The 20,789-nt window shown below is 64.4% G+C and carries 22 protein-coding genes; 13 read left to right on the forward strand and 9 right to left on the reverse strand.

All coding sequences use genetic code 11. The features are described 5' to 3' along the window. Positions 1-33: 33 nt before the first annotated feature. The 4 genes from ACUY1T_RS02790 (at position 34) to ACUY1T_RS02805 (ending at position 3,484) form a co-directional block, all read left to right on the forward strand. Entirely contained in the window at positions 34-609 is a 576-nt protein-coding gene (locus ACUY1T_RS02790; RefSeq protein ID WP_446020189.1) for an antibiotic biosynthesis monooxygenase, read from the forward strand. A gap of 96 nt (positions 610-705) precedes the next feature. Continuing rightward, positions 706-1,647 carry a pirin family protein gene (locus tag ACUY1T_RS02795; RefSeq protein ID WP_446020190.1) on the forward strand — a complete coding sequence of 314 codons (942 nt, stop codon included), beginning with the start codon at positions 706-708 and terminating at the stop codon, positions 1,645-1,647. Between the two features lie 48 nt (positions 1,648-1,695). Then, a complete protein-coding gene (locus ACUY1T_RS02800; protein WP_446020191.1) occupies positions 1,696-2,304 on the forward strand; it encodes an NADPH-dependent FMN reductase in 609 nt (202 codons plus the stop codon). Positions 2,305-2,413: 109 nt separating this feature from the next. Further along, a complete protein-coding gene (locus ACUY1T_RS02805) occupies positions 2,414-3,484 on the forward strand; it encodes a patatin-like phospholipase family protein (RefSeq protein ID WP_446020192.1) in 1,071 nt (356 codons plus the stop codon). 29 nt (positions 3,485-3,513) lie between these two features. On the opposite strand, the gene yddG is transcribed toward ACUY1T_RS02805, so the two are convergent. The 3 genes from yddG to corA are packed head-to-tail and all read right to left on the reverse strand — an operon-like array spanning position 3,514 to position 6,315. After that, a complete protein-coding gene (gene yddG, locus ACUY1T_RS02810; protein ID WP_446020193.1) occupies positions 3,514-4,416 on the reverse strand; it encodes an aromatic amino acid exporter YddG in 903 nt (300 codons plus the stop codon). 41 nt (positions 4,417-4,457) lie between these two features. Next, positions 4,458-5,228 carry a helix-turn-helix domain-containing protein gene (locus tag ACUY1T_RS02815; protein ID WP_446020194.1) on the reverse strand — a complete coding sequence of 257 codons (771 nt, stop codon included), beginning with the start codon at positions 5,226-5,228 and terminating at the stop codon, positions 4,458-4,460. 1 nt (position 5,229) lies between these two features. Continuing rightward, the gene (corA, locus tag ACUY1T_RS02820; RefSeq protein WP_434227232.1) at positions 5,230-6,315 is read right to left on the reverse strand and encodes a magnesium/cobalt transporter CorA; all 1,086 of its coding nucleotides are present in this window, start codon (positions 6,313-6,315) and stop codon (positions 5,230-5,232) included. Between the two features lie 186 nt (positions 6,316-6,501). Here corA and ACUY1T_RS02825 point away from each other — a divergent pair, with 186 nt between their 5' ends. After that, positions 6,502-6,717, forward strand: coding sequence for a hypothetical protein (locus ACUY1T_RS02825; RefSeq protein ID WP_446020195.1), 216 nt, complete (start codon positions 6,502-6,504; stop codon positions 6,715-6,717). A 24-nt stretch (positions 6,718-6,741) separates the two neighbouring features. Further along, entirely contained in the window at positions 6,742-7,146 is a 405-nt protein-coding gene (locus ACUY1T_RS02830; protein WP_446020196.1) for a VOC family protein, read from the forward strand. A gap of 114 nt (positions 7,147-7,260) precedes the next feature. Here the strand turns inward: ACUY1T_RS02830 and ACUY1T_RS02835 are convergent, their stop codons facing one another. Continuing rightward, entirely contained in the window at positions 7,261-7,863 is a 603-nt protein-coding gene (locus tag ACUY1T_RS02835; protein ID WP_446020197.1) for a TetR/AcrR family transcriptional regulator, read from the reverse strand. Between the two features lie 97 nt (positions 7,864-7,960). Between ACUY1T_RS02835 and ACUY1T_RS02840 the strand changes: the two genes are divergently transcribed. Then, positions 7,961-8,791, forward strand: a complete 831-nt coding sequence (locus ACUY1T_RS02840; RefSeq protein WP_446020198.1) for an MBL fold metallo-hydrolase — start codon at positions 7,961-7,963, stop codon at positions 8,789-8,791. An 86-nt stretch (positions 8,792-8,877) separates the two neighbouring features. On the opposite strand, the gene ACUY1T_RS02845 is transcribed toward ACUY1T_RS02840, so the two are convergent. From ACUY1T_RS02845 to cysK, 4 genes are all read right to left on the reverse strand, one after another. Then, the gene (locus tag ACUY1T_RS02845) at positions 8,878-9,255 is read right to left on the reverse strand and encodes a group I truncated hemoglobin (RefSeq protein WP_446020199.1); all 378 of its coding nucleotides are present in this window, start codon (positions 9,253-9,255) and stop codon (positions 8,878-8,880) included. A 123-nt stretch (positions 9,256-9,378) separates the two neighbouring features. After that, positions 9,379-9,954, reverse strand: a complete 576-nt coding sequence (locus tag ACUY1T_RS02850) for a TetR family transcriptional regulator C-terminal domain-containing protein (protein WP_446020200.1) — start codon at positions 9,952-9,954, stop codon at positions 9,379-9,381. 40 nt (positions 9,955-9,994) lie between these two features. Beyond that, positions 9,995-10,591 (reverse strand): carboxymuconolactone decarboxylase family protein, encoded by a 597-nt coding sequence (locus ACUY1T_RS02855; RefSeq protein ID WP_446020201.1) that lies wholly within the window; start codon positions 10,589-10,591, stop codon positions 9,995-9,997. Positions 10,592-10,607: 16 nt separating this feature from the next. Next, a complete protein-coding gene (cysK, locus tag ACUY1T_RS02860; RefSeq protein ID WP_446020202.1) occupies positions 10,608-12,164 on the reverse strand; it encodes a cysteine synthase A in 1,557 nt (518 codons plus the stop codon). A gap of 161 nt (positions 12,165-12,325) precedes the next feature. Here cysK and ACUY1T_RS02865 point away from each other — a divergent pair, with 161 nt between their 5' ends. From ACUY1T_RS02865 to ACUY1T_RS02885, 5 genes are all read left to right on the forward strand, one after another. Beyond that, on the forward strand, positions 12,326-14,584 hold the full coding sequence (locus tag ACUY1T_RS02865; RefSeq protein WP_446020203.1) for a hypothetical protein: 2,259 nt from the start codon (positions 12,326-12,328) through the stop codon (positions 14,582-14,584). Beyond that, entirely contained in the window at positions 14,581-15,132 is a 552-nt protein-coding gene (locus ACUY1T_RS02870) for a DUF4242 domain-containing protein (protein WP_446020204.1), read from the forward strand. The genes ACUY1T_RS02865 and ACUY1T_RS02870 overlap by 4 nt, the downstream gene beginning before the upstream one ends. 387 nt (positions 15,133-15,519) lie before the next feature. Then, on the forward strand, positions 15,520-16,080 hold the full coding sequence (locus tag ACUY1T_RS02875) for an OsmC family protein (RefSeq protein WP_446020205.1): 561 nt from the start codon (positions 15,520-15,522) through the stop codon (positions 16,078-16,080). After that, entirely contained in the window at positions 16,077-17,369 is a 1,293-nt protein-coding gene (locus ACUY1T_RS02880) for an NAD(P)-binding domain-containing protein (RefSeq protein WP_446020206.1), read from the forward strand. Before ACUY1T_RS02875 ends, ACUY1T_RS02880 begins: the two co-directional genes overlap by 4 nt. Positions 17,370-17,652: 283 nt before the next feature. Further along, positions 17,653-18,534, forward strand: coding sequence for a LysR family transcriptional regulator (locus ACUY1T_RS02885; protein WP_446020207.1), 882 nt, complete (start codon positions 17,653-17,655; stop codon positions 18,532-18,534). 189 nt (positions 18,535-18,723) lie between these two features. Here ACUY1T_RS02885 and ACUY1T_RS02890 read toward each other — a convergent pair whose 3' ends face one another. Beyond that, the gene (locus ACUY1T_RS02890) at positions 18,724-19,272 is read right to left on the reverse strand and encodes an RNA polymerase sigma factor (RefSeq protein WP_446020208.1); all 549 of its coding nucleotides are present in this window, start codon (positions 19,270-19,272) and stop codon (positions 18,724-18,726) included. A 949-nt stretch (positions 19,273-20,221) separates the two neighbouring features. Here ACUY1T_RS02890 and ACUY1T_RS02895 point away from each other — a divergent pair. Beyond that, positions 20,222-20,789 (forward strand): hypothetical protein (locus ACUY1T_RS02895; protein WP_446020209.1); only part of this gene is annotated, 568 nt, incomplete at its 3' end.

Here is a 20,789-nt window from a genome sequence, read left to right on the forward strand (position 1 = left end):
CTGCTGGCCACCCAACCGCCATGGAGGCTCCCCATGTCCGTCTCCGACCCCGCCCCCTCGGCTCACTGCGAGGGGGCAACCATCCAGATCCACCATCGGGTCAGGCCCGAGGCCAGGGATCGCTACGAAACCTGGCTGCGCCAGATCATCGAGGCGGCCGGCCGCTTTCCCGGCCATCAGGGAGTGCATATCCTGCGTCCTCCCGAAGATCATCATGACTACGAGATCGCCGTGCGCTTCGCCAGCGACGCCGACGCCCGGCGTTGGCGGGAGTCCCCCGAGCGCCGCGAGCTGATGGGGACCATCCAGGCCGACCTGCAACAGGCCGAGCGGGTGGAGATCGTCAGCGGCATCGACTACTGGTTCACCCCGCCTACGCCCGCCAGCAGGCAGCCGACGCGCTGGAAACAGTGGCTGGTAACCACGGCGGTGATCTGGCCGCTGACCATGATCGTGCCGCTGCTGTGGCTGCCGCTCTTCGGCCTGCTGCCGGCGCTGAACACCTGGGGCATCCGTCACGGCCTGATCGCCGCCACCATCGTGGGCCTGGTGGTCTACGTCGTCATGCCGCGGGTGGTGAAACTGGTGGCGCCCTGGCTGTTCCGTTGAGGCATGGCCACCCCCGACGGGCAGTGCGGCAAGCGAGAACCTATGCTGAAACAAGCCTGACCGCCCACCCACTTCGTTCTGCCTGGAAAAACGACAATGAGCAACCTCGTCAACGAAGCCGATCTCTCCTCCTCCCTGGACTGCCCCATCGTCGATGGCAAGCGCCAAGTGCAGCATGTCGCACCGCGCACGGCCGACGTCGGCGGCATTCCCGTCAACCGTGTGCTGCCGTCGCGCCAGCGACGCCTGATTGGCGCCTGGTGCTTCCTCGATCATGCCGGCCCGGCGGTATTCAAGGGCGACTCGCGAGGCCTGCGCGTCGGCCCCCACCCGCACATCGGCCTGCAGACCTTCACCTGGATGATCGAGGGAGAAGTCCTGCATCGCGACAGTCTGGGCAACGAGCAGGTGATCCGCCCCGGCCAGGTCAACCTGATGACGGCCGGTCGCGGGATCAGCCATACCGAAGAGTCGGTACCCGGCGAGTCACACCTGCATGCCGCCCAGCTATGGATCGCCCTGCCCGAAGCCCACCGTCAGACCGAGCCACGCTTCGATCACTACCCGCAGTTACCCCAGTGGCACGAAGGGGGCTTCGAGCTGACCCTGCTGACCGGCGAGTTCGGCGGCCAGCGGGCACCAACGTTGGCTTTCTCGCCACTGGTGGGCCTGGACCTGGCGGCGTCCTCTGGCGGCTCACTGGAACTGCCGCTGCGCGAGGACTTCGAATACGGCCTGCTGCCGCTGGAAGGCGAGCTCGTCATCGAAGGCGAACGCTTCGCTACCAACGAGCTGGCCTATCTGGGCCGTGGGCGCAGCCAGGTCGCTCTCGCGCTACCGCCAGGCGGACGCGCGATCCTGGTCGGCGGCGAACCGCTGGGCGAGGAAATCCTGATCTGGTGGAACTTCGTCGGCCACAGCAAGGCCGAGATCATCGAGGCCCAGCGCGACTGGGAAGCCGGCAGCCAACGCTTCGGCAGCATTCCCCAGTTCGACGGCAAGCGCCTGGAGCCGCCCCCCCTGCCCTGGCAGGAATGACCACCCCGAGAAGCACCGACGACAACCGGCAAGAGGAACGCTTTGCCCATGACGACTTCCAACCCTCCGCGCATCCTGGTCTTCGCCGGCAGCGCCAGAGAGAAATCCTTCAACAAGCGCCTTGCCCGCCTGGCCGCCGAACGGGTCGAGCATGCCGGCGGCCAGGCGACCTTCATCGACCTGCGTGACTATCCCCTGCCGCTCTACGATGGCGACCTGGAAAACCGCGAGGGCCTGCCCGCCAATGCCCGCCGCCTCCAGGAGTTGCTGGACGAGCATCAGGGCCTGATGCTGGCCTCGCCGGAATACAACGGTTTCATCACGCCACTGATGAAGAACACGCTGGACTGGATGTCGCGCTCGGACGGCGAGCGCAGCGGCCTGGCCCTGTTCGCCGATCAGGTGGCGGCGGTGGTTTCCGCTTCACCAGGCGCGCTGGGCGGCATGCGCAGCCTGGCGCTGATTCGCCAACTTCTGAGCAATCTCGGGGTGACCGTACTGCCCAACCCACTGGCTGTCCCCCGCGCGGCCCAAGCCTTCAGCGAGACCGGCGAACTGGAGGACGAAAGCCAGCGGCAGCGGCTCGACGCGCTCTGCCGGCGGCTGGTGACGACCCTGGCCAAACTGCAAGCTGACGAACCCACGGGCGGCTCATGAACGGGTAAGTGGCAGGGCACTCTGTAACGCAGATAACGAAGGCGCCTGTATCAGGTCCGCCCACAAGAGGTCTACACTGCGTTGCAGCATGAATGACACAGGAGGTGGCATGCCCAAGGAAACACGCAAGCACATCGACCTCGCCCTGCAGGGCGGCGGCTCCCACGGTGCGCTGACCTGGGGCGTACTCGACAGGTTGTTGGAGGATGAGCGCCTGGAAATCGACGGCGTGAGCGGCACCAGCGCCGGTGCGATGAACGCCGTGGTACTGGCCGACGGCCTGCACCGCGGCGGCCGCGAGGGAGCGCGCGAGGCACTTCACGACTTCTGGCGCGGGGTCAGCGATGCGGCGCGCTTCTCGCCCATCCAGCCGACGCCCTGGGACTGGCTGACCGGCACCGGCAGCCTCGACCACTCACCCAGCTACCTGATGTTCGAGAGCCTGACCCAGCTCATCGCCCCGGCCAAGCTCAATCCGCTGAAGATCAATCCGCTACGGGACCTGGTGTGCAAGCTGGTCGACTTCGAGCGGGTCAACGCCTGCCGCAAGGCCAAGATCTACGTCACCGCCACCAACGTCAGGACTGGGCGCGCCAAGGTGTTTCGCCAACCTGAGATCACGGTGGATACGGTGATGGCTTCAGCCTGCCTGCCGTTCATGTTCCCGGCGGTGGAAATCGACGGAGAGGCCTACTGGGACGGCGGCTACAGCGGCAACCCGGCGCTATTCCCATTGGTGGACGACATGGATTGCCAGGATCTGGTGGTAGTGCAGGTCAACCCTCTTGTGCGTCAGCACCTACCGGACAGCGCGCGGGACATCATCAACCGCATCAACGAAATCACCTTCAATACCAGCTTGATCAAGGAGCTGCGCAGCATTCAGTTGCTACAGCAATTGATCGATGCCGAAGGCCTCGAGGTGGAACGCTACCGCTCCATGCGCCTGCACTTGATCCACGCCGAAAAGGAAGTGGAAAAGCTCAGCGCCTCGAGCAAGCTCAACGCCCGGTGGGACTTCGTCTCGCGCCTGTACCGTCAAGGCCGTGGCTGGGCCGATCTATGGCTCGAGCGGAACTTCGATTCCCTCGGTCAGTGCTCCACCTTCGACCTCAACGCCGTGTTCAGCGACACCTTCCGCCCCGTTTCACGCTCCGCCGATCGGCCGGGCGATACATGACCGCACCCTGACCTGTGACGGCATCCGTCTCACGCGGCATCGGGACGTGCCGGTGTCTCCCGCTTCCTGCGTGGCGCCAGCGCACCGCTGCCGAACAGCATGCCCAGGGTGATCACGCCGGCTGCCAGCGCCAGCAGCGGCGTGGCCTCGGCATAGCCGGCCACGATCAGTACCACCGTGGAGAGCAGCGGCGTGGCGTAGGCCAGTAACCCAAGCAGGTGCAGGTCACCGTGCTTGACGCCGATGTCCCAGGTGAAGAAGGCGCTGCCCACCGGTCCCAGGCCCAGACCGATCACGCCCAGCCACTGGAGGCCCTGGGGCCAGCGCGTCGCTTCGAACAGCCCATGGCAGGCGAAGGCCAGTAGCGCCGTGGCCAGGCAGAAGCCGCCCACGGCGCTGGTTGGCACCGCCTTCTTGGCTCGCGACAACACCGAGTAGCCGCTCCACACCAGGGCGCAGGCGAAGGCGGCGCCGTACCCCAGCGCACTGCCTCCGCCGCCCAGGTCGCCACCGATCAGCAGTGCCGCCCCGGCGAAGCCCAGCAGCCCACCGACCACATGCCTTGGTAGCAGGCGCTCTCCCGGCAACAGGCCGACGAACAGCACGATCAACAGCGGCCACAAGTAGCTGATCAGTCCCGCGTTGGCCGGCGGTGCATTCTGCTGGGCGACGAAGTAGAGCGCGTGATAGCCGAACAGCCCACCAACGCCCAGCGCCCAGACCGAAGGAGCCTGACGCAGCGGCGCGATGAACGACTCGCCCCGCCCCAGGGCCCAGGCGAGAAAGCAGAGGAAGGCGATGCCGAATGCCAGGCCGGTGAGCAGAAACGGTGGCACCGGGCCCGAGAGCTGGGTCAGGGTGGCGAGCAGCGCCCAGTTGAGAATGGTGGTGGCCCCGATGGCCGTGGCCTGGCGTCGGGTCAGAGCGGACATGATGAGACCTCGTCAGCATTGTCGAGGTCACAGCATGTGCTTTACGTAGGGACGCGGCTTGTCGAATCCTGACCTCTTTCCGAGGCGCCGCCCGCGGCCATCAGCCGCCGCCACTCACTCGGCGAGACACCATGCCGCCGGCGAAAGCTGTGTGAGAAATGGGCGCTGTCGGCAAAGCCGCAGGCCAGGGCCACCTCGGTGAGCGAGGCACCACCGACCCGGAGCAACTCGCAGGCGTGAGCCAACCTCTGCCGTACCAGCCACTCGTGGGGCGACAGGCCGGTCAACGCGCGGAACTGACGGGCGAAGACGGCCTCGGCCAGGTGGCAGCGCACTGCCATGTCGGCAACACGCCATGGATGCGCCAGGTCGGCGCGTACGGCGGGCAGCAGCTCGAGCAGCTTCAGCCGCGGCGGTACGGCGCGCCGGCCCCCGGCTGCTAATGCCAGTTCAAGCCAGCGCCCCAGGGACTGGTCCGTTCCATCCAGCCTTTCGCCGCAGGCCACCAGCGCTTCGGGCAGACGCCGAACCTGGCCTTGCAGTAGCCCCTCGAAGGCCAGCGCCTCGCACCATGCCTCGGGCAGGTCGAGTACCAGCACGCGGTTATCGCCCGGTGCCAGGTAGTGGTGCACGTCACCGCTCGCCACCGGGGCCAACATGCCGCGGGTCACATGCGTGAGCCGGCCTGCCGACTCGAGCTCCAGCGCACCATCGAGCCCCAGCAGCAGCTGGTGGTAGCCATGACGGTCGCTCAGCACGCGATCGGGATAGCATCGCGCCTCGATGACCGGACGTTCCAGTGTGTCGGACATGCTAGAACCAGTGCTTGCGCTTGAACCACACCACCATGCCGATGGCAACGGCGACCATCAAACCCCATACCATAGGATAGCCCCAGTACCAGCTTAGCTCGGGCATGGCGAAGGGGCTGGTGGGGTGGGCGAAATTCATGCCGTACACGCCGGCAATGAAGGTCAGGGGCATGAACACGGTGGCGACGATGGTGAGCTTACGCATGCTCTCGTTGAGCCGATGGCTCATGCTCGAAAGATAGATGTCGAGCAGGCTCGCCGTCATGTCGCGATAGCTTTCCACCAGGTCCAGCACCTGTACGGTGTGGTCGTAGACGTCTCGCATCCACAAGCGCGTGTCGGGCGTGAACAGGTCGTCATGGTCGCGCAGCAACTGGTTGATCACCTCGCGGGTGGGCCACAGGTAGCGGCGCAGCATGATCAGTTCGCGCTTCAGCCCGTGCAGGCGCTCCAGCGTCGAGCTGTCGGGTTGATTGAGGATCTCCATCTCGAGCTCCTCGATGCGCTCGCCCACTCCATCCAGCACCGGGAAGGCGTGGTCCACGGCGGCATCGAGCAGACCATAGAGCAGGTCGTCCGGCTCCCCCAGGGCGCGCCCACCACGCTCCTTGAGCCGGCGCCGCACCTCGACGAACGGATCCAGCGTCTCGGCCATGACGCTGGCGACGATGTTACCGGCCATGAACAGGGTCAACTGGTAGAGGTGCAGGTTACCTTCGTCGTCCACTTCGGGGATGCCGAGGGTGACCACCAGCGATTCCTCGAAGCGCTCGACCTTGGGCCGCTGGCCGCCGTTGAGGATGTCCTCCTGGGCCAACGGATGCAGCCCCACCCGCTCGCCGAGCAGCTCGAGCTCCTCGGACGTCGGCATGCCCTGCACGTCCAGCCAGCACAGCACCCCCTCCTCCGACACCTCGGGAATCGCCTCGGACACGATCTCGTGCATCTCGCCCCAGCGGCCGCCTTCGCGTCGTGCCAGCAGGAACGTCGCCGGCCCCTGCAGGGCGACTTGTTCGAGCGACAGGTCGCGCAGCGTGCCGGGCGCCGTGCCGGCCGGGTGATAGTGCTTCTGGAACAGTCGGGTCATGAATGGCTTCCTTGGCAAGAACGGCCAGCTCCAATACTGGCATGTTCGGGCCATGCTGCGCATCCGCCTCTCGCGCCCGCCATGGCCATCGTTGCTTCGGCGCTGCTCGGGACAAGGGCGGGATTCGTCTACGCTGAGACGAGTTGCCCCGAGTGGCACCCGGACAGCCCAAGGAAGGAGCCGGTCATGTCGCTTTCCGTAGGCGAGCTGTTCGTTGCGCTGATGCTGATCTCACTGGCATTGCTGGCGAGCAATGCCGTTCTGTCGCCTGATACTCACCGTGGCCTGGCTGGCCTTCGGGCTGATCTATTTCGGCCACATGGTGCCGGAGCGAGGGCGTGGCAGGTGGTGACGGCGAGTACTCTGGTGCCTGCCAGCCGCTTGGGCCATAGTGTCGGTTAGGCCCCAGAACGAACTCGGAACGCCATGCTGCCCATCCAAGGGATCGATCATCTGGTACTGCGCATCCGCGACACCGATGCCATGCTCGCCTTCTACTGCGAGGTGTTGGGCTGCACCGTGGAAAAGCATCAGGAAGAGATTGGCCTGATACAACTACGCGCCGGACACAGCCTGATCGACCTGGTACCCGTGGAAGGCCCGCTGGGGCAGCGTGGTGGCGCAGCCCCCGGAAGCGAGGGGTGCAATCTCGATCACTTCTGCCTGCGCGTGGAACCTTTCGACGAAGGGGCGATTCGCCGATACCTTGCCACCCATGGCATCGAGGTCGGTGAACTCAAGCAACGCTACGGCGCCGAAGGCCCGGGCCCCTCAATCTATCTCGAAGACCCCGAAGGCAATACCATCGAACTCAAGGGGCCGCCCGCCTGAGCGTCAGCATCGCCCTTGTCGCGCCGTCGTTTTGATGTACAGAAATCATCAGAGTGCACAAGAAACTGTAGAGCGTCGCACTACCGGCGTTATCAGGTTTGAAGGAACAGCACGTCAGCTCCTCACTCCCTGCAGCCACGCCATCACGAGGTCCGCCATGGCCTCGTCGCCGAACCCCTGCGCCTCCAGCGATGCCCAGGTGGTAAACGCCAGGGCATGACGCAGCGTGGTGGTTGGGAGCGAATCCGCCGCCTCCCCGAAGCCCTTACCTATCGTCTCGCCCAGCGCATTCAACTGGCCGCGGAAACTCTCCATGGGTCCCTGAAGCGCCGGCACCTTGGGCTCGTCGCGAATAGCGGCCCGCCACATGCGCTGGGTATCACGATAGTAGCGATAGAAGGCCACCAGCGCGGCGCGGGCCTGGCTCTGCCCCGCCTCATGGGAGGCCCAGGCGGCAGGGTCCGGCGGCGGGTTGAGCTCGAGCCAGTGACGGGTACAGGCCGCGAAGACCGCAGTTTCGTCAGGAAAGTGACGATAGACGGTCAGGCGCTGCACGCCGGCCCGTTGGGCGATGGCACTGATGGTGGTGGCACTCGGGCCGATCTCCTCATGCAGCGCCATGGTCGCCTCGACGATACGCAGGCGGGTCTCTTCGCGGTCGGCGGCGCGCTTACGTTGGGTATAACGTCGTGTCTCGGTCATTAAGTGAACATACATGTTCACTCAACTCTTGACAAGCGCCGTCCCTGGGTTTTCACTTGCGGCGTGAACAATGGTGTTCACTGAAAATAGATCAAGACCCCGGAGCCCGACGATGACCGACAATAATCCTGTAATGCTGACCACCCGGGAGACCGGAAACGACTGGTGTGTGCTACCCGCCTTCCTGCCGTTGCCCGGCATGGGCGGCCTGGCGGTCAACGCCTTCCTGCACAAGGGCCAAGAGCCGGTCCTGGTCGACACCGGCCTGGCCGCGCTCGGCGACGCGTTCCTCGAAGCTCTCGAGGCGGAAATCGACCTCACCGACCTGCGCTGGATCTGGCTGAGCCACACCGATGCCGACCATATCGGCAACCTGGCCCGGATCCTGGAACGCGCCCCCAGGGCAAGGGTCGTGACCAGCTTCCTCGGCATGGGCAAGATGGGCCTGCTCGGCCTCGACGTCAGCCGCGTACAGCTGCTGGAGCCAGGTGCACGGCTCACGCTTGGGGACCGCGAGCTGGTGCCGCTGCGCCCGCCTTACTACGACGCACCGGAGACACTCGGCTTCCTCGATACCCGCTCGCGCACCCTGTTCGCCGCCGACAGCTTTGGTGCCCTGCTTCCCCAACCGGCGGAAAACGTAGCGGAAATCGAGGCGCAGACCCTGCGTGCCGGGATGGTGACCTGGTCAGCGATCGACGCCCCCTGGCTGGCCACGGTCGACCGAGCAGCCTTGGGCCGATCACTGCATGCCCTGGAGCGCCTGGCGCCGACCACGGTGCTCTCCGGCCACCTACCGCTTGCCGAAGGAAACCTCTCGACGCTCACGGCCCTGGTGCACGAAGCTTGGTGCCTGGCCCCTGCCACCGAGGCTGACCCACAGACGATCGAGGCCGTGGCAGCGCTATTGGATAGCGGCATGGAAATCCGGCAGGAGGCATGAAAGTAGTCAGCCATGCTCGGCACTTCCACATGACGAAAAAGGCCCGACGCCGTGAGACGCCGGGCCTGTCCGTCGCAGGGACGCCTTCAGACGTGCATGATCTCGTCCTTGAGCGAATAGGCGATGCCGAGCATCTCCTGGCGCGTCTGCGGATCGATCTCGTGGCGGTCGAGCACCGCCAGGATGTCGTCGATGGCGGCCATGTACTCCGCCTCGCTGATGTTCATGCCGCGATGTGCCTCCAGCATGCTCTTGCCGTGGTATTCACCCGGCCCCCCGCCGCCGAAGGTAAGAAACTGCCGCAGGTGGCCCTTGACTGTCTCCAGGTACTCCAGGTCGTCCCGGTAGGGCAGGAATCGCGCCTGGATTTTCGGGTTCTGCATATGCGCCTCGACGATATCATCGACCAGCGAGGCAATGCCCCGCTCACCGCCAAGGCGTTCATAGAGGCTGGTAGTTGTCATCTTGTACCTCCCGGGCTGGCCGGATCGCCAACCCTCACCGCTGGTTGTGGGCAGTCGGAGTGACCACCCATGAATAGACCAGTCGGTACACTTTTCGCTCAAACCTCTCGGCTCGAACGAAACCTATCGCGCCGCAGCCGAAAAGTAGAAGTCGAGCATGCGCTCGAGCGGGCCGGGATTGCGACGCAAGCGGCTGCGTAGCGCCGCCCCCTCCCAGCAATCCACCAGCAGGTCCGCCATTTCCCGGGGATCGCTGTCAGGCGGTAGATCACCCCGTTTCTGTGCTTCCTCCAGGCATCCGGCAATATGCTCGGCGATCACGGCAAAGCAGCTCTCTATCTTGTCGCGAAACACCGGGCTGATACCGGAGAGTTCCTGGCCCAAGCCACCAAGCAGGCAACCGAGGTAGCCTTCCTGGCGGTACTTCTCCCAGGAGAGTTCGAAGAACCGTCGAACTCGCTCCAGGGGAGCCAGCGAGGTATTGCCCAGGCTCAGGTCCAGGCCGTAATGCACCTCCACCATGTAGCGATCGACGACCTGAAGAGCAAAATCCTCCTTGCTGCTGAAGTGGTGATAGAAAGACCCCTTGGGCGTATGCGTTGCCTCCAGCAAGGCCTGGATGCCAAGGTCGCTATACCCCTGCTTCAGCAGCATGGCGAGTCCTGCCTCGAGCAACCGCTCCTTCGTTACATGCGTCATTTGCCTTCCTTTAGACCGACTGGTCTACTAGCAGTTTGGCTCAAGGCTGCGCTTCGTCAAGTGCTATCGGCCTGCCCACGCTGAGCGGTTCCACCAGCCCGGGCGGGAGCTCGCGGAAGGCGGCGTCGGCCTCGGCCCCGAGGCCGTCGAGAATACGGGTGAAGAAGGCGCGCCCCGCCACTACGGCAACGATGTCGAAGATCTCGTCATCGGCGAAGCCGTGAGCCCGCAGCGCTTCGATATCCTCGACGCCGATTTCCTGGGCGCGGCAGGCCACCTTGGCGGCGAAGGTCATCATCGCACGCTCGGCCTCACTGAGCGGCCCCACTTTGCCCGCCACCATGGCCTGGGTCTCTTCCATGCCCAGCAGACCCGACAGGACCTTGGCATGCGCGAGCGAGCAGTAGGTGTTGCCCAAGGCACGAGCGGCAGCCAGCGTCACCAGCTCGTACCGGCGCGGCTCCATCGGGCGGCGGATCGTTGCGATCAGCGCCGCCCAGCACTTCATGACCTCCGGGCGATGACAAAATACGCGGGCATAGTTGGGCAAGAATCCGAAGTGGGCCGCTTGGCGCTGGTACATCTCCTTGACCTCGCCCTCGGCCAGTTCCGGGTCAATCGTTTCGATGTAGCTCATGTTGGTTTCCTCCGTATCAGGCCGTGGTGGAGCGTGGGTGCAGCCAGGTCGGCAACAGGAGTTCGGGGTCGACCCTCGCCTCGCTGTCGTAAGCGACGCCGCACGCTGCCAGGCGTTCGCCGAGGCTACCGTCGGCCCAGGCCTCGAACAGCTCACCGCAGCCGCCGAGCGGCTCGCCGTCGATGAATATCTGCGGAATGGTCGGCGCCCCGGTGCGCCGCGCCAGCACCGGTCGCAGGCGCATGCCCATGTCGTCGGCCTGGCAGGCCGGGGCATCGAGCTCCACGCTCACGAAGTCGACACCCAGGCGGTCGAACAGCTTGCGTGCGGCCCAGCAGAACTCGCACCAGGCCAGGGCGAACATGACCACCGGCGCCTGAGCCAGGTAGTCGTCGAGTTGCCGTTCGGCCTCCATATCGCTTGGCGCTTTCTCATCACTGGACGTTTTCTCATCACTGGACGTTTCCTCATCGCTGGTCGCTACCTGCCCTGTGGCATCTTGCGCCACGGGCGCGGCGGGCGGCTGGGGAGCCGGCGCAACCGCGGGCGTGTCGAAGCGAAAACCGGACGTCGAGCGCGACAGCGCCAGTTCCTCCTCGTTCATCTCGTCCTCGATGCCCTCGAAAAGCGGCGTGGACTGGTAGCGCTCACCGGTGTCGGGCAGCATGCAGACCACATGGCTGCCGGCCGGCGCCCGCCGGGCCACCTGCAAGGCCGCGGCCAGGGTCGCGCCGGCGGAAGTGCCAACGAAGATACCCTCCTTGCGGGCCAGCTCGCGGGCCAGGCGCAGTGCGTCCTCACCCGCCACCGGCACCACCTCGTCCACCATGCCGGCAGCCACCGTCTGCTGGGTCAGCGACGAGATGAAATCGGGGCTCCAACCCTGCATCAGGTGCGGGCGAAAACGCGGGTGGCTCCTGCCTTGTGGCTGCGCCTCGCCGCTGCCCAGCAGCGGGGCATTGTCGGGCTCGGCGACCACCACGCGGGTCGCCGGATCGGCGGCTTTTAGCACCCGAGAGACGCCCTTGAGCGTGCCGCCGGTGCCGAAGCCGGTCACCCAGGCATGGATCGGTTCACCCTGCATGTCGTCGAGAATTTCCCGTGCCGTGGTACGGCTGTGCACCTCGGCATTGGCCTCGTTCTCGAACTGGCGGCACAGGAAGTAGCCATGGGTCTCGGCCAGTTCGATCGCCTTGGCCAGCATGCCGCTGCCCTTCTCGGAAGCGGGCGTGAGTACCACCCGCGCGCCCAGGAAGCGCAACAGCCGGCGCCGCTCCAGGCTGAAGCTCTCGGCCATGGTCACCACCAGCGGGTAGCCCTTGCGCGCGCACACCATGGCCAGGCCGATACCGGTATTGCCGCTGGTGGCCTCGATCACCGTCTGGCCCGGGCGCAAGGCGCCGCTGCGTTCGGCAGCCTCGATCACCGCCAGCGCCATACGATCCTTGACCGAGCCCATGGGGTTGAAGGCCTCTACCTTCACGTACACGTTGACGTCCGGCGGTGCGAGCCGGGCAAGCCGCACCAGCGGCGTGCGGCCGATGGTTTCCAATATGCTGGCGTAGCGGGTCATGGTGAGTCTCCTCGGGTGGGTAGGCCAACAGGGTTGACCCGTGCCGAGGAAGCGGGCGTGGAAGACAGCGTGGTTTTTTGCCAGCCCCGAGAGTCAGGAAGCGTCAGACGCTGCGGCCGCACGGACTATACTCCAATAGTTTCCCTGCATCGGGTCCTGACATGAACGCGCTGACCCTCAACTTGCTCGGCGATCTCGAAGTGATTCGGGACGGGCAGGTATTGGCGCTGCCCCCCTCCAGGAAAACCCGTGCGCTGCTCGCCTACCTGGCCCGACACTCCCGCCCCCTGAGCCGCGAACACCTTTGCGACCTGCTGTGGGAACTGCCCGACGACCCGCGGGGCTCGCTGCGCTGGAGCCTGTCCAAGCTGCGCCGCCTGGTGGACGATTCCGACAGGAACCGGCTCAAGGCGGACCGGTTGGGCGTGAGCCTGGATACCACGGACATCGACATCGACGTGGCCGGCCTGCATGCGCTATGCCACGACGGCTTGGCGACGGCCGACATCGAAGTGCTCGCACAAACCGCGAGCCGCTACCGCGGCCCTTTCCTGGAAGGCCTGGAGCTGGACCGGTTTCCCGACTTCCACGCCTGGTGCCTGGCCGAGCGGGAAGCCGCCATGCGTGCCCAGACGACCCTGCTGACGACGCTGGTCGGGCGGCTCGCCGATACCCCGGAACGCGCCTTGCCCCACGCCCATGCCTGGGTGCGCCTCGCCCCTTTCGACGAGGCGGCACGCGCCTGGTTGGTGCGCCTGCTGCTGGCCCTGCACCAGCCACGCGAAGCCGAACGACAGTTGCAGTTGGGTACGCGACTCCTCCGCGAGGCGGGCCTGCCGCTCAACGGCCAGTTGCTGCGTGCCTGGCGAGAGACCAAGCTTGCCCAAGGCCCACAGGCGATAAGTACCGACACGACGATACCGCCGCGTCCTGCTACCGACGATGGCCTCTCGGCCTTGGAGGGCGATAACCTCGAAGTGATGCGTTGGGCAGCGCTGCTGGCTCCCGATCCCGACCCTGCCACCCTGGGCCAGGTCTCGGGGCTCGACACCAACCGTATCGGCATGGCCCTGGAGATGGCCGAACGGCACCAGTGGCTCTCCACCGGCCCCCAGGGGCTGCTGCGCTTCACACGCAGCGAGGTGGCCACCGAGCTGTACCAAGCAATTTCCCCGGCCCGCCGCCAGGCCATGCATCGGCGCGTTGCCGAATGGCTGACCGACGGCCCCCTGAACGACATGCGCCAGGCCAACAGCCTGGCCCACCACGCCCACGCCAGCGGCGACCTCGAGCTGGCTGCCCGGGCAATGATCGAAGCCGGCCGCTTCTGCCTGCGCATCTTCGCCAACGAGGAAGCCCAGCGCTTTGCCCAGCGGGGGCTGGCACTGACCGACGACATGACCGGCATGCGGCGTGTCTGCCTGGCCCTCGAACTTCACGATCTTCTCTACAGTGCCGCCCCCCTGGCGGATTGGGAGGCCGGCGCCGGCGAGGTGGTCGCGCTCGCCGAGCAGGCCCTGGAACACGGTGCCCTGGCCCATGCACGGCTCGGCTACCAGTTGGCCAGCCATATCCGCTGGGCCCACGGCCAGTGGAGCGACGCCCATGAGCAGACACTGCAGGCGGAACGCGCGACCCGCTGCGGCGAAGGCCGCGAGCAGGTCATCGCCATGGCCGAAACCGCCCGCTGCCTGGCCATGCTGGAGCGCGACCTGCACCAGGCCGCCGACCTGCTCGCCCAGGCACGCGAACTGGCCATCCAGCAGAATATCGGCCATCCCGCCATTCCGCTGGCCCAGGGCCTGCTCAGCCTGCACGAGGATCGTTTCGATAAAGCGGAGAGCTACTTCAAGGAAGCCCGCACCCTGTGCAAGGCCATGGGTGACAGGCTGGGCGAGTTCCAGGCCCAGGAGACGCTGTTGCTGATGGACTTCGAGCGGGACGATTACGCACAGGCCCGGGAGCGCTGTGCCCAGCTGCGCGAACTCGGCAAACGTCTGCGCGATGGCAGCGAGGCACCCTATGCAGCAGCAGCCGAAGCCTTGTGCCACTACGCCCTGGAGGACGACCCCGACCCCTTCGGTGTCGCACTCGTCACGTTGCGCCATGCCGACGCGCGTCATCGCCTGGCCGTTCTGCTGCTGCAGGCGGCACGGCTCGATCTCGCCCGCATGCGAGCCGAAAGCGCCAGGCACCGCGCCGGCGAGGCCCTGGAACACGCCCTAGTGCTCGAACGCCCCAGCGAGCGGTTGCTGGCCCACACCCTGCTGGCCGAATGCGCCCGGCGCCTTGGCGACACGGCCGGCTGGCACCAGCACGCCCAGGCCGCCGAAGCGCTGGCAAGTGGGCCCGTCGCCGGCTGGGCCCGTCGGCGCTGGCAAGCGCTACTGGCCCACCCCGAAGCCGAGGACGAAGCATGATCGATGTCATCCTGGAGCGCGGCTTCGACCGCCCTCTCGCATCGCAACTGGTGCGCTCGCTGACCGAGGCGGCCCAACCGTGCTTCGACCTGCACCGGATTCAATGGCAGGAGAGTCTGCTGGCCCGGGATGGACGCCGCCTGGTCTGCCATTTCCTGGCCCCCGACGTGGAATCGGCACGTATCGGCCTGCGCCATGCCGGCGCCGACATCAGCTCGCTGTGGGGCGGCAGCGTGCACGATGCCCCCGGCCTGAAGGCCACGGACCTGATAGCCGCCAACGTCATGGTGGAGCGCCGCTTCGCCGCGGCGGTGACCTTCGAGGCGATCCAGGCCCTGGAAGACGCCGGATCAGCGTGCCTGGACAATCATCAGGTGCGCTTCCTGCGTACGCTCTTCTCGCTCGACCGGCAGCGCATGCTCTGCCTCTACCACGCACCGGATGCCGAATCGGTACGTCTGGCCCAGCATCAGGCCGGCATGCCGGTCACCCACGTCTGGGCCTTCCAGCGCATCGCACCCGTGATGGATTCCACGCAACCCCTCTGAAAAAACCACGCCCTCTCCCACGCTGGCTCACACCTAGCCCGCCGAATCTCGCTGTTGACCGCTGACGGTCAACCCATGACGAGACAAAAGGAAACGCTGAACAAATTGCCGAGCGAGATGAAGCGGCTAGGTTCGTTCCCGACGAACCAACGCACTTCCCACATCCCTGTGGGTCGCAAGGCGCACGGAGCACAGAACCGAGCGAAGAGACAAACAGCCGTAGGCTGGCCCCAAAGGGGCGAGAAGCCGAAGGCTGCGAGTCAACCGGAGCCTATGGGGTATAGGTGAGGATTCCGACCGGGCTGGCGCACCAGCACCGCGCAACGCAGCGATTCGCTCGCGCAGGCATTTGTGCTGTGTTTCCAAAACAATACGAGGAGAGTCTAGATGTCTACCGCCACCCAACAGATCGACAACGGCGTCAACGTCACCGCCTTGCTGGGCGCCCGCGAAGCGCTGTCCCAGGCCCCCCAGGCCGCCCGCTTCACCTGGCGCGCTCACTGCGACTGGGTTCGTGGCACCCACAGCCGGATCGTCGTCGAGGACTTCCATGGCCTCGGCGAAGCGCAGCAGCACCGCTCACGCTTCACCTTCGAGGCAGACCACCCCGAGGTCTTCGCCGCCGAAGATCACGGCCCCACCCCGGTGGAATACGTGCTGGTCGGCCTGGCCGCCTGCCTCACCGCCGGTGTCGCCGCCGTGGCCCAGCATCGCGGCATCCAGCTGCGCTCGGTCAAGGCCACGGTGGAAGGGGACATGGACATCCAGGGCATCCTCGGCATGGACCCCGACGTCCGCAACGGCTTCGACGACATCCGTGTGACGTTCGAGATCGATGCCGACGCCAGCCGTTCCGACATCGAGGCGCTGGTGGCCCAGTCGCAGAAGCGCTCGGCGGTCTACGACCTGCTGACCAACCCCACTCACGTGAAGGTCGGTGTGAAATGACCGCAGGGCTTCAACGCCCGCTGCACCGCCCGGCCCGCGCCGTGACCACCGTGGTCATCGGCGCGGGACACGCCGGGCTCGCCATGAGCCACCATCTGGCGCGGCGCGGCATCGAACATGTGATCCTGGAGCGCGGCGAGGTGGCCAATGCCTGGCGCAAAGAACGCTGGGACTCGCTGCGCCTGCTCACACCCAACTGGCAGACACGACTGCCCGGGCAAGCCTACAGCGGGACGGAACCGGAAGGCTTCATGAGCGTGACGGAACTGGTCGCCTTGCTCGACCGCTACGCACGCGGCCTCTCGGCCCCGCTGCATACCGGCACCGAGGTGAAAACGGTATGGCCGGCGGACGGCGGCTACCGGGTAGTCACGAATCGGGGCGACTGGCGCTGCCGGGCGGTGGTGATCGCCACCGGCGCCTGCCAGCTTCCCGTCGTGCCCGCCATGGCCGCAGCCCTGCCGCCCTGGATCGAAAGCCTCACGCCCCACAAGTACCGTCGCCCGGAGCAGTTGCCGCCGGGCGGCGTGCTGGTGGTGGGCGCCTCGGCCACCGGCGCGCAACTGGCCGACGAAATCCAGCGCAGCGGCCGCCCCGTGACGCTTGCCGTGGGGCAGCACCTGCGACTGCCGCGACGCTACCGCGGCCGCGACATCCAGTGGTGGCTGGAGCACGCGGGAATGCTCGACCAGCGCTTCGACGAGGTGGAGGACCTGGCCCGCGCCCGGCGCCAACCCTCCCCCCAGTTGCTGGGCAGTGACGAGCCACAGGACCTGGACCTCAACACCCTGAGCGAGCGCGGCGTACGCCTGGTCGGCCGCCTGGCGGGCCTGGCCGGCACCCGGCTGCAGTTCTCGGGCTCGCTTGCCATGCATGCCACGGCGGCGGACCTCAAACTGGTGCGGCTACTCGAGAACCTGGATGCCTGGGCCATTGCCCACGGCTGGCACGACGCCCTGCCTGCCCCGGAGCACCTGCCGCCTACTCGGGTACCGCAGCGGCCCTGCCTCGGGCTCGATCTCGCCAGTGGCGAAATCCGCACAGTGCTCTGGGCCACCGGCTTCCGACCCGACTTCAGCTGGCTGGACGCGCCGGTATTCGACGCCCGCGGGCGCCTGCGGCACGAGGGCGGCGTGGTGGCACCAGGCCTCTACGCCATGGGCCTGCCCTTCATGCGCAGGCGCAAGTCGGGCGCCATCCACGGCGCCGACGATGACGCCCGCGATCTCAGCCACCACCTCTCAGGCTGGCTGGCCACGGCAGGACGGCGTCACGACTCCTTCGCCTGATGAATGTGTAGAGGCTCGGGACCCAGCTAGCCACCCTGGGCTGGCTAGGTCTCGCCTGTCAAAACTGCTGAGATTCAACACACCGAGCAATGAAGCTTATCCTTGCCAAGACAAACGACCCTGATTAACATCCCCGCAACTATTTTCTTACAGCCAGCCACAACCAATAAAACTTAACCCCATTTCCTTACTACAAGCTCACTTACCTGCCCCCAAGCAGAAAATGCTATTCATTCTTCGACTGTAGAATGAATAAAACAACCTCATACAAAACCCTTACTTCATGAACACATTGAACGCAATGCAGTATTTTTGCAGAATCGTCGAGCTGGGAAGCTTTGCCCATGCTGCCTTGGACCTTGGCGTCTCCTCGGCCCAGATAAGCAAGCAGATCACTGCCCTGGAAGCGCACCTCAAGGTCCGCTTGCTCAACCGCACCACACGCAAGGTCAGCCCATCAGACATCGGTCTTCTCTACTACGAGAAATGCCAGACCATTCTGGCTGAACTCACTGAACTGGAAGCCTTTATCGAACAGCAGGGCAAGGAACCCCAAGGTATACTGAAGATTAGCGCCCCTATCGACTTCTCCACCATGTATCTGATGGATGTATTCAATTCTTTCCAGCAGTCGCATCCGAAAATTCAATTGGATATCAGCCTAGACAACCACTATGCCAACCTTATCGAAGAAGGCCTGGATGTTGCCATCCGTATCGGCGAACTACCGGATTCCACCTTGGTTGCCCGTCGGCTGGCTACGGACTATCTCGGCTACTATGCCTCTCGGGAATATCTGCAACAATATGGGGAACCTCAAAGCTTGGAGGAACTGGCAGAACACCGGGCTCTCAGATACGTTGTCAATGGTCGGGAATTTTCCAGTCCGCTGCAAAAATGCCACTGGACTCTTTCCTGCAACAACGGTCGTGCTTTATGTGAAGCTGCCGTTAACGGAGCGGGAATCATAAACAAGCCCAGCTTTCTCGCCCGACCTTACCTACGGGATGGCTCCCTGGTGGAAATTCTCAAGCAGCATCGCCGCCCGGACATAGGGATACATGTCGTCTATCTGCACCACACATACGCACCCTGCAAGATCATCCAATTCGTCGAATTTCTGGTCGATCACTTTCGCAGCGAGACCTGTCTAGGCCATGCCTAAAAAGTCGGCGAGCAATGGCCAGACAAGGCAAAAGTAAGCGTGAAGGCGGGCCGGGCTCGCGTGGGAGTTGACATAGCGTAAATGAGTAGATGCATAGAACCACCTGAGGCTTTGTCCGAAAATTACCTAACCGGTGCAGCCTTTCGGACAAAGCCTGCTGACGGTCTGCCTGACACTATCTTCCTGACACTATACCTCTAGGTGATGCTTGAGCGCCTTGCGCGCGCGCGACAAGCGCGAACGGATGGTACCGATAGGCACTCCCATGCGGTCGGCAGCGTCCTGATAGCTACACTCCGAGTCGACGATCATTGCAAACATGAACTGGATATCCTCCGGCAAAGCACTTATCGCCTCGGTAGCTTGGCTAAGAGTGAACTCGTGTTCGGCCAACACCTCGGGATCGTTTTCCACTTCCCCCTGCAACTCCGACAACATGGTATCCGTCATCTCATCCAATGGGGGCTGGCTATAATGTCGTTTGAAATAATTACGGGTCAGATTTACAGCAATGCCGAATAGCCACGTTTCTGGCTTTGAGCCTCCTTTGAAATTTTCCTGACTCCGCATGGCTTCCAGGTAGGTCAATTGGAGAACATCCTCCGCATCCTCCTTGCACCATATTTTTTTCTGGATAAATCGCTTGAGGCGTTCATTCTGTGTCCGATACAGCATATCGACATTAACGGCCCCCTGTTTACTTGAGGCATCAACAGATCGCGTCCTTATGCTCCGCATACTTACTCCCCTACACAAGCAAAATCAAGCGTTAATTTCCTGTTTCACCAACGGCAAATGCCTTGGCAAGGACCCAGGCAGCATCGTTCAACCACCTGGGCGAGAAGATGTATATCAACACAGTTTAATTAGTGTCAATTGGCAAATATAACCCTCTTGCGGAGAAACCGCTCCAACAAAAATTCTGAAAAAGCCTTTATATTCAGATATTTATAACTAAAAAACATCACCCAACAGCCTTCACACAACATTGATTCTAATTTGGAAACTCTCTTTTAACCCGCACATACAAACACAAACCCACAAGGCATTTAAATAAATGAATACATGGCCTGTAGGAATTTACTTACAAGCCATTAATCCTTTATTCAGCAACCAGAAAGCCCAAAAAACATGCGCCACCCTGGACACCCACGACCAAGGTAGAACTACCGCGCCCGAAGGGATCCCCACAACCAAGGCGGAACTACCAAACCTGACGGGACACTCACTAGACACTCAATCTTCGAATACGATGCCCAATTGGAACGCCAGAAGGCCCCTTTCTGCATCCAGGACCAGAGACGACAAGGATGTTGAGCCAAAGACACGGCTCTTAACGAGATGAACGCCACGAGTGCCTAACATGACAACGATTTCTGGAAGTTCCCTCCAGCCAACTCATACCGTTCAGGTAAGCTCGAATCAAACCACAGCACAGAGCATTCAACAGGGCCACGCCGATCAGAGAGTGGGCCGCGTGCAGAGTCTGGCGAGCGATGGTCGCGAGCTTCCCCTGCCTGATGCGGTGACGCAACGCGCCACCGACGCGGGCGGACAAGCAGTCGGCAAGCACAAGAAAAAGTCCCGCACCCTGAAAAACCTGTTTGGAATGCTGGGCAGGAACAAGGCCACCTCTCCCTCGCATCCAAACCCTGGCCAGCGACAATCCCCCGGGAACGGCCCGCATTTGATCGGCGCCGATGCCAACCTGCCCGCCGACACCTTCTCTCGTGACCAGGGGGCTGCGTCCCGTGAAAGGACTCGCAGCCGGCCCCTGGCATCACGGCTGATGCACCAGTTGGGACTGAAGCAACATAAAGCGACCCAGGGCAACTCGTCTGGAAGCACTGCGTCGACCGGCTCCTCATCGAGTACTCCGGAGTCGCAGCGCCCGCCGCCCCACAGGCCACTTCCCGAGGGCGATGAGGCGGCAGGGCTATCTGCCGCCGAAGCGATCGAGACCATGCGCCGGCGTGGCGCCTCGCCCTTCCCCCCACCGCGCCAGGCCGCCTCGGTGCCGCCATCCCTGGAGACCATCCCCGAGGGCGATGAGGCGGCAGGGCTATCTGCCGCCGAAGCGATCGAGACCATGCGCCGGCGTGGCGCCTCGCCCTTCCCCCCACCGCGCCAGGCCGCCTCGGTGTCGCCATCCCTGGAGACCATCCCCGAGGGCGATGAGGCGGCAGGGCTATCTGCCGCCGAAGCGATCGAGACCATGCGCCGGCGTGGCGCCTCGCCCTTCCCCCCACCGCGCC

The sequence above is a fragment of the Billgrantia sp. Q4P2 genome (genome assembly GCF_052806135.1).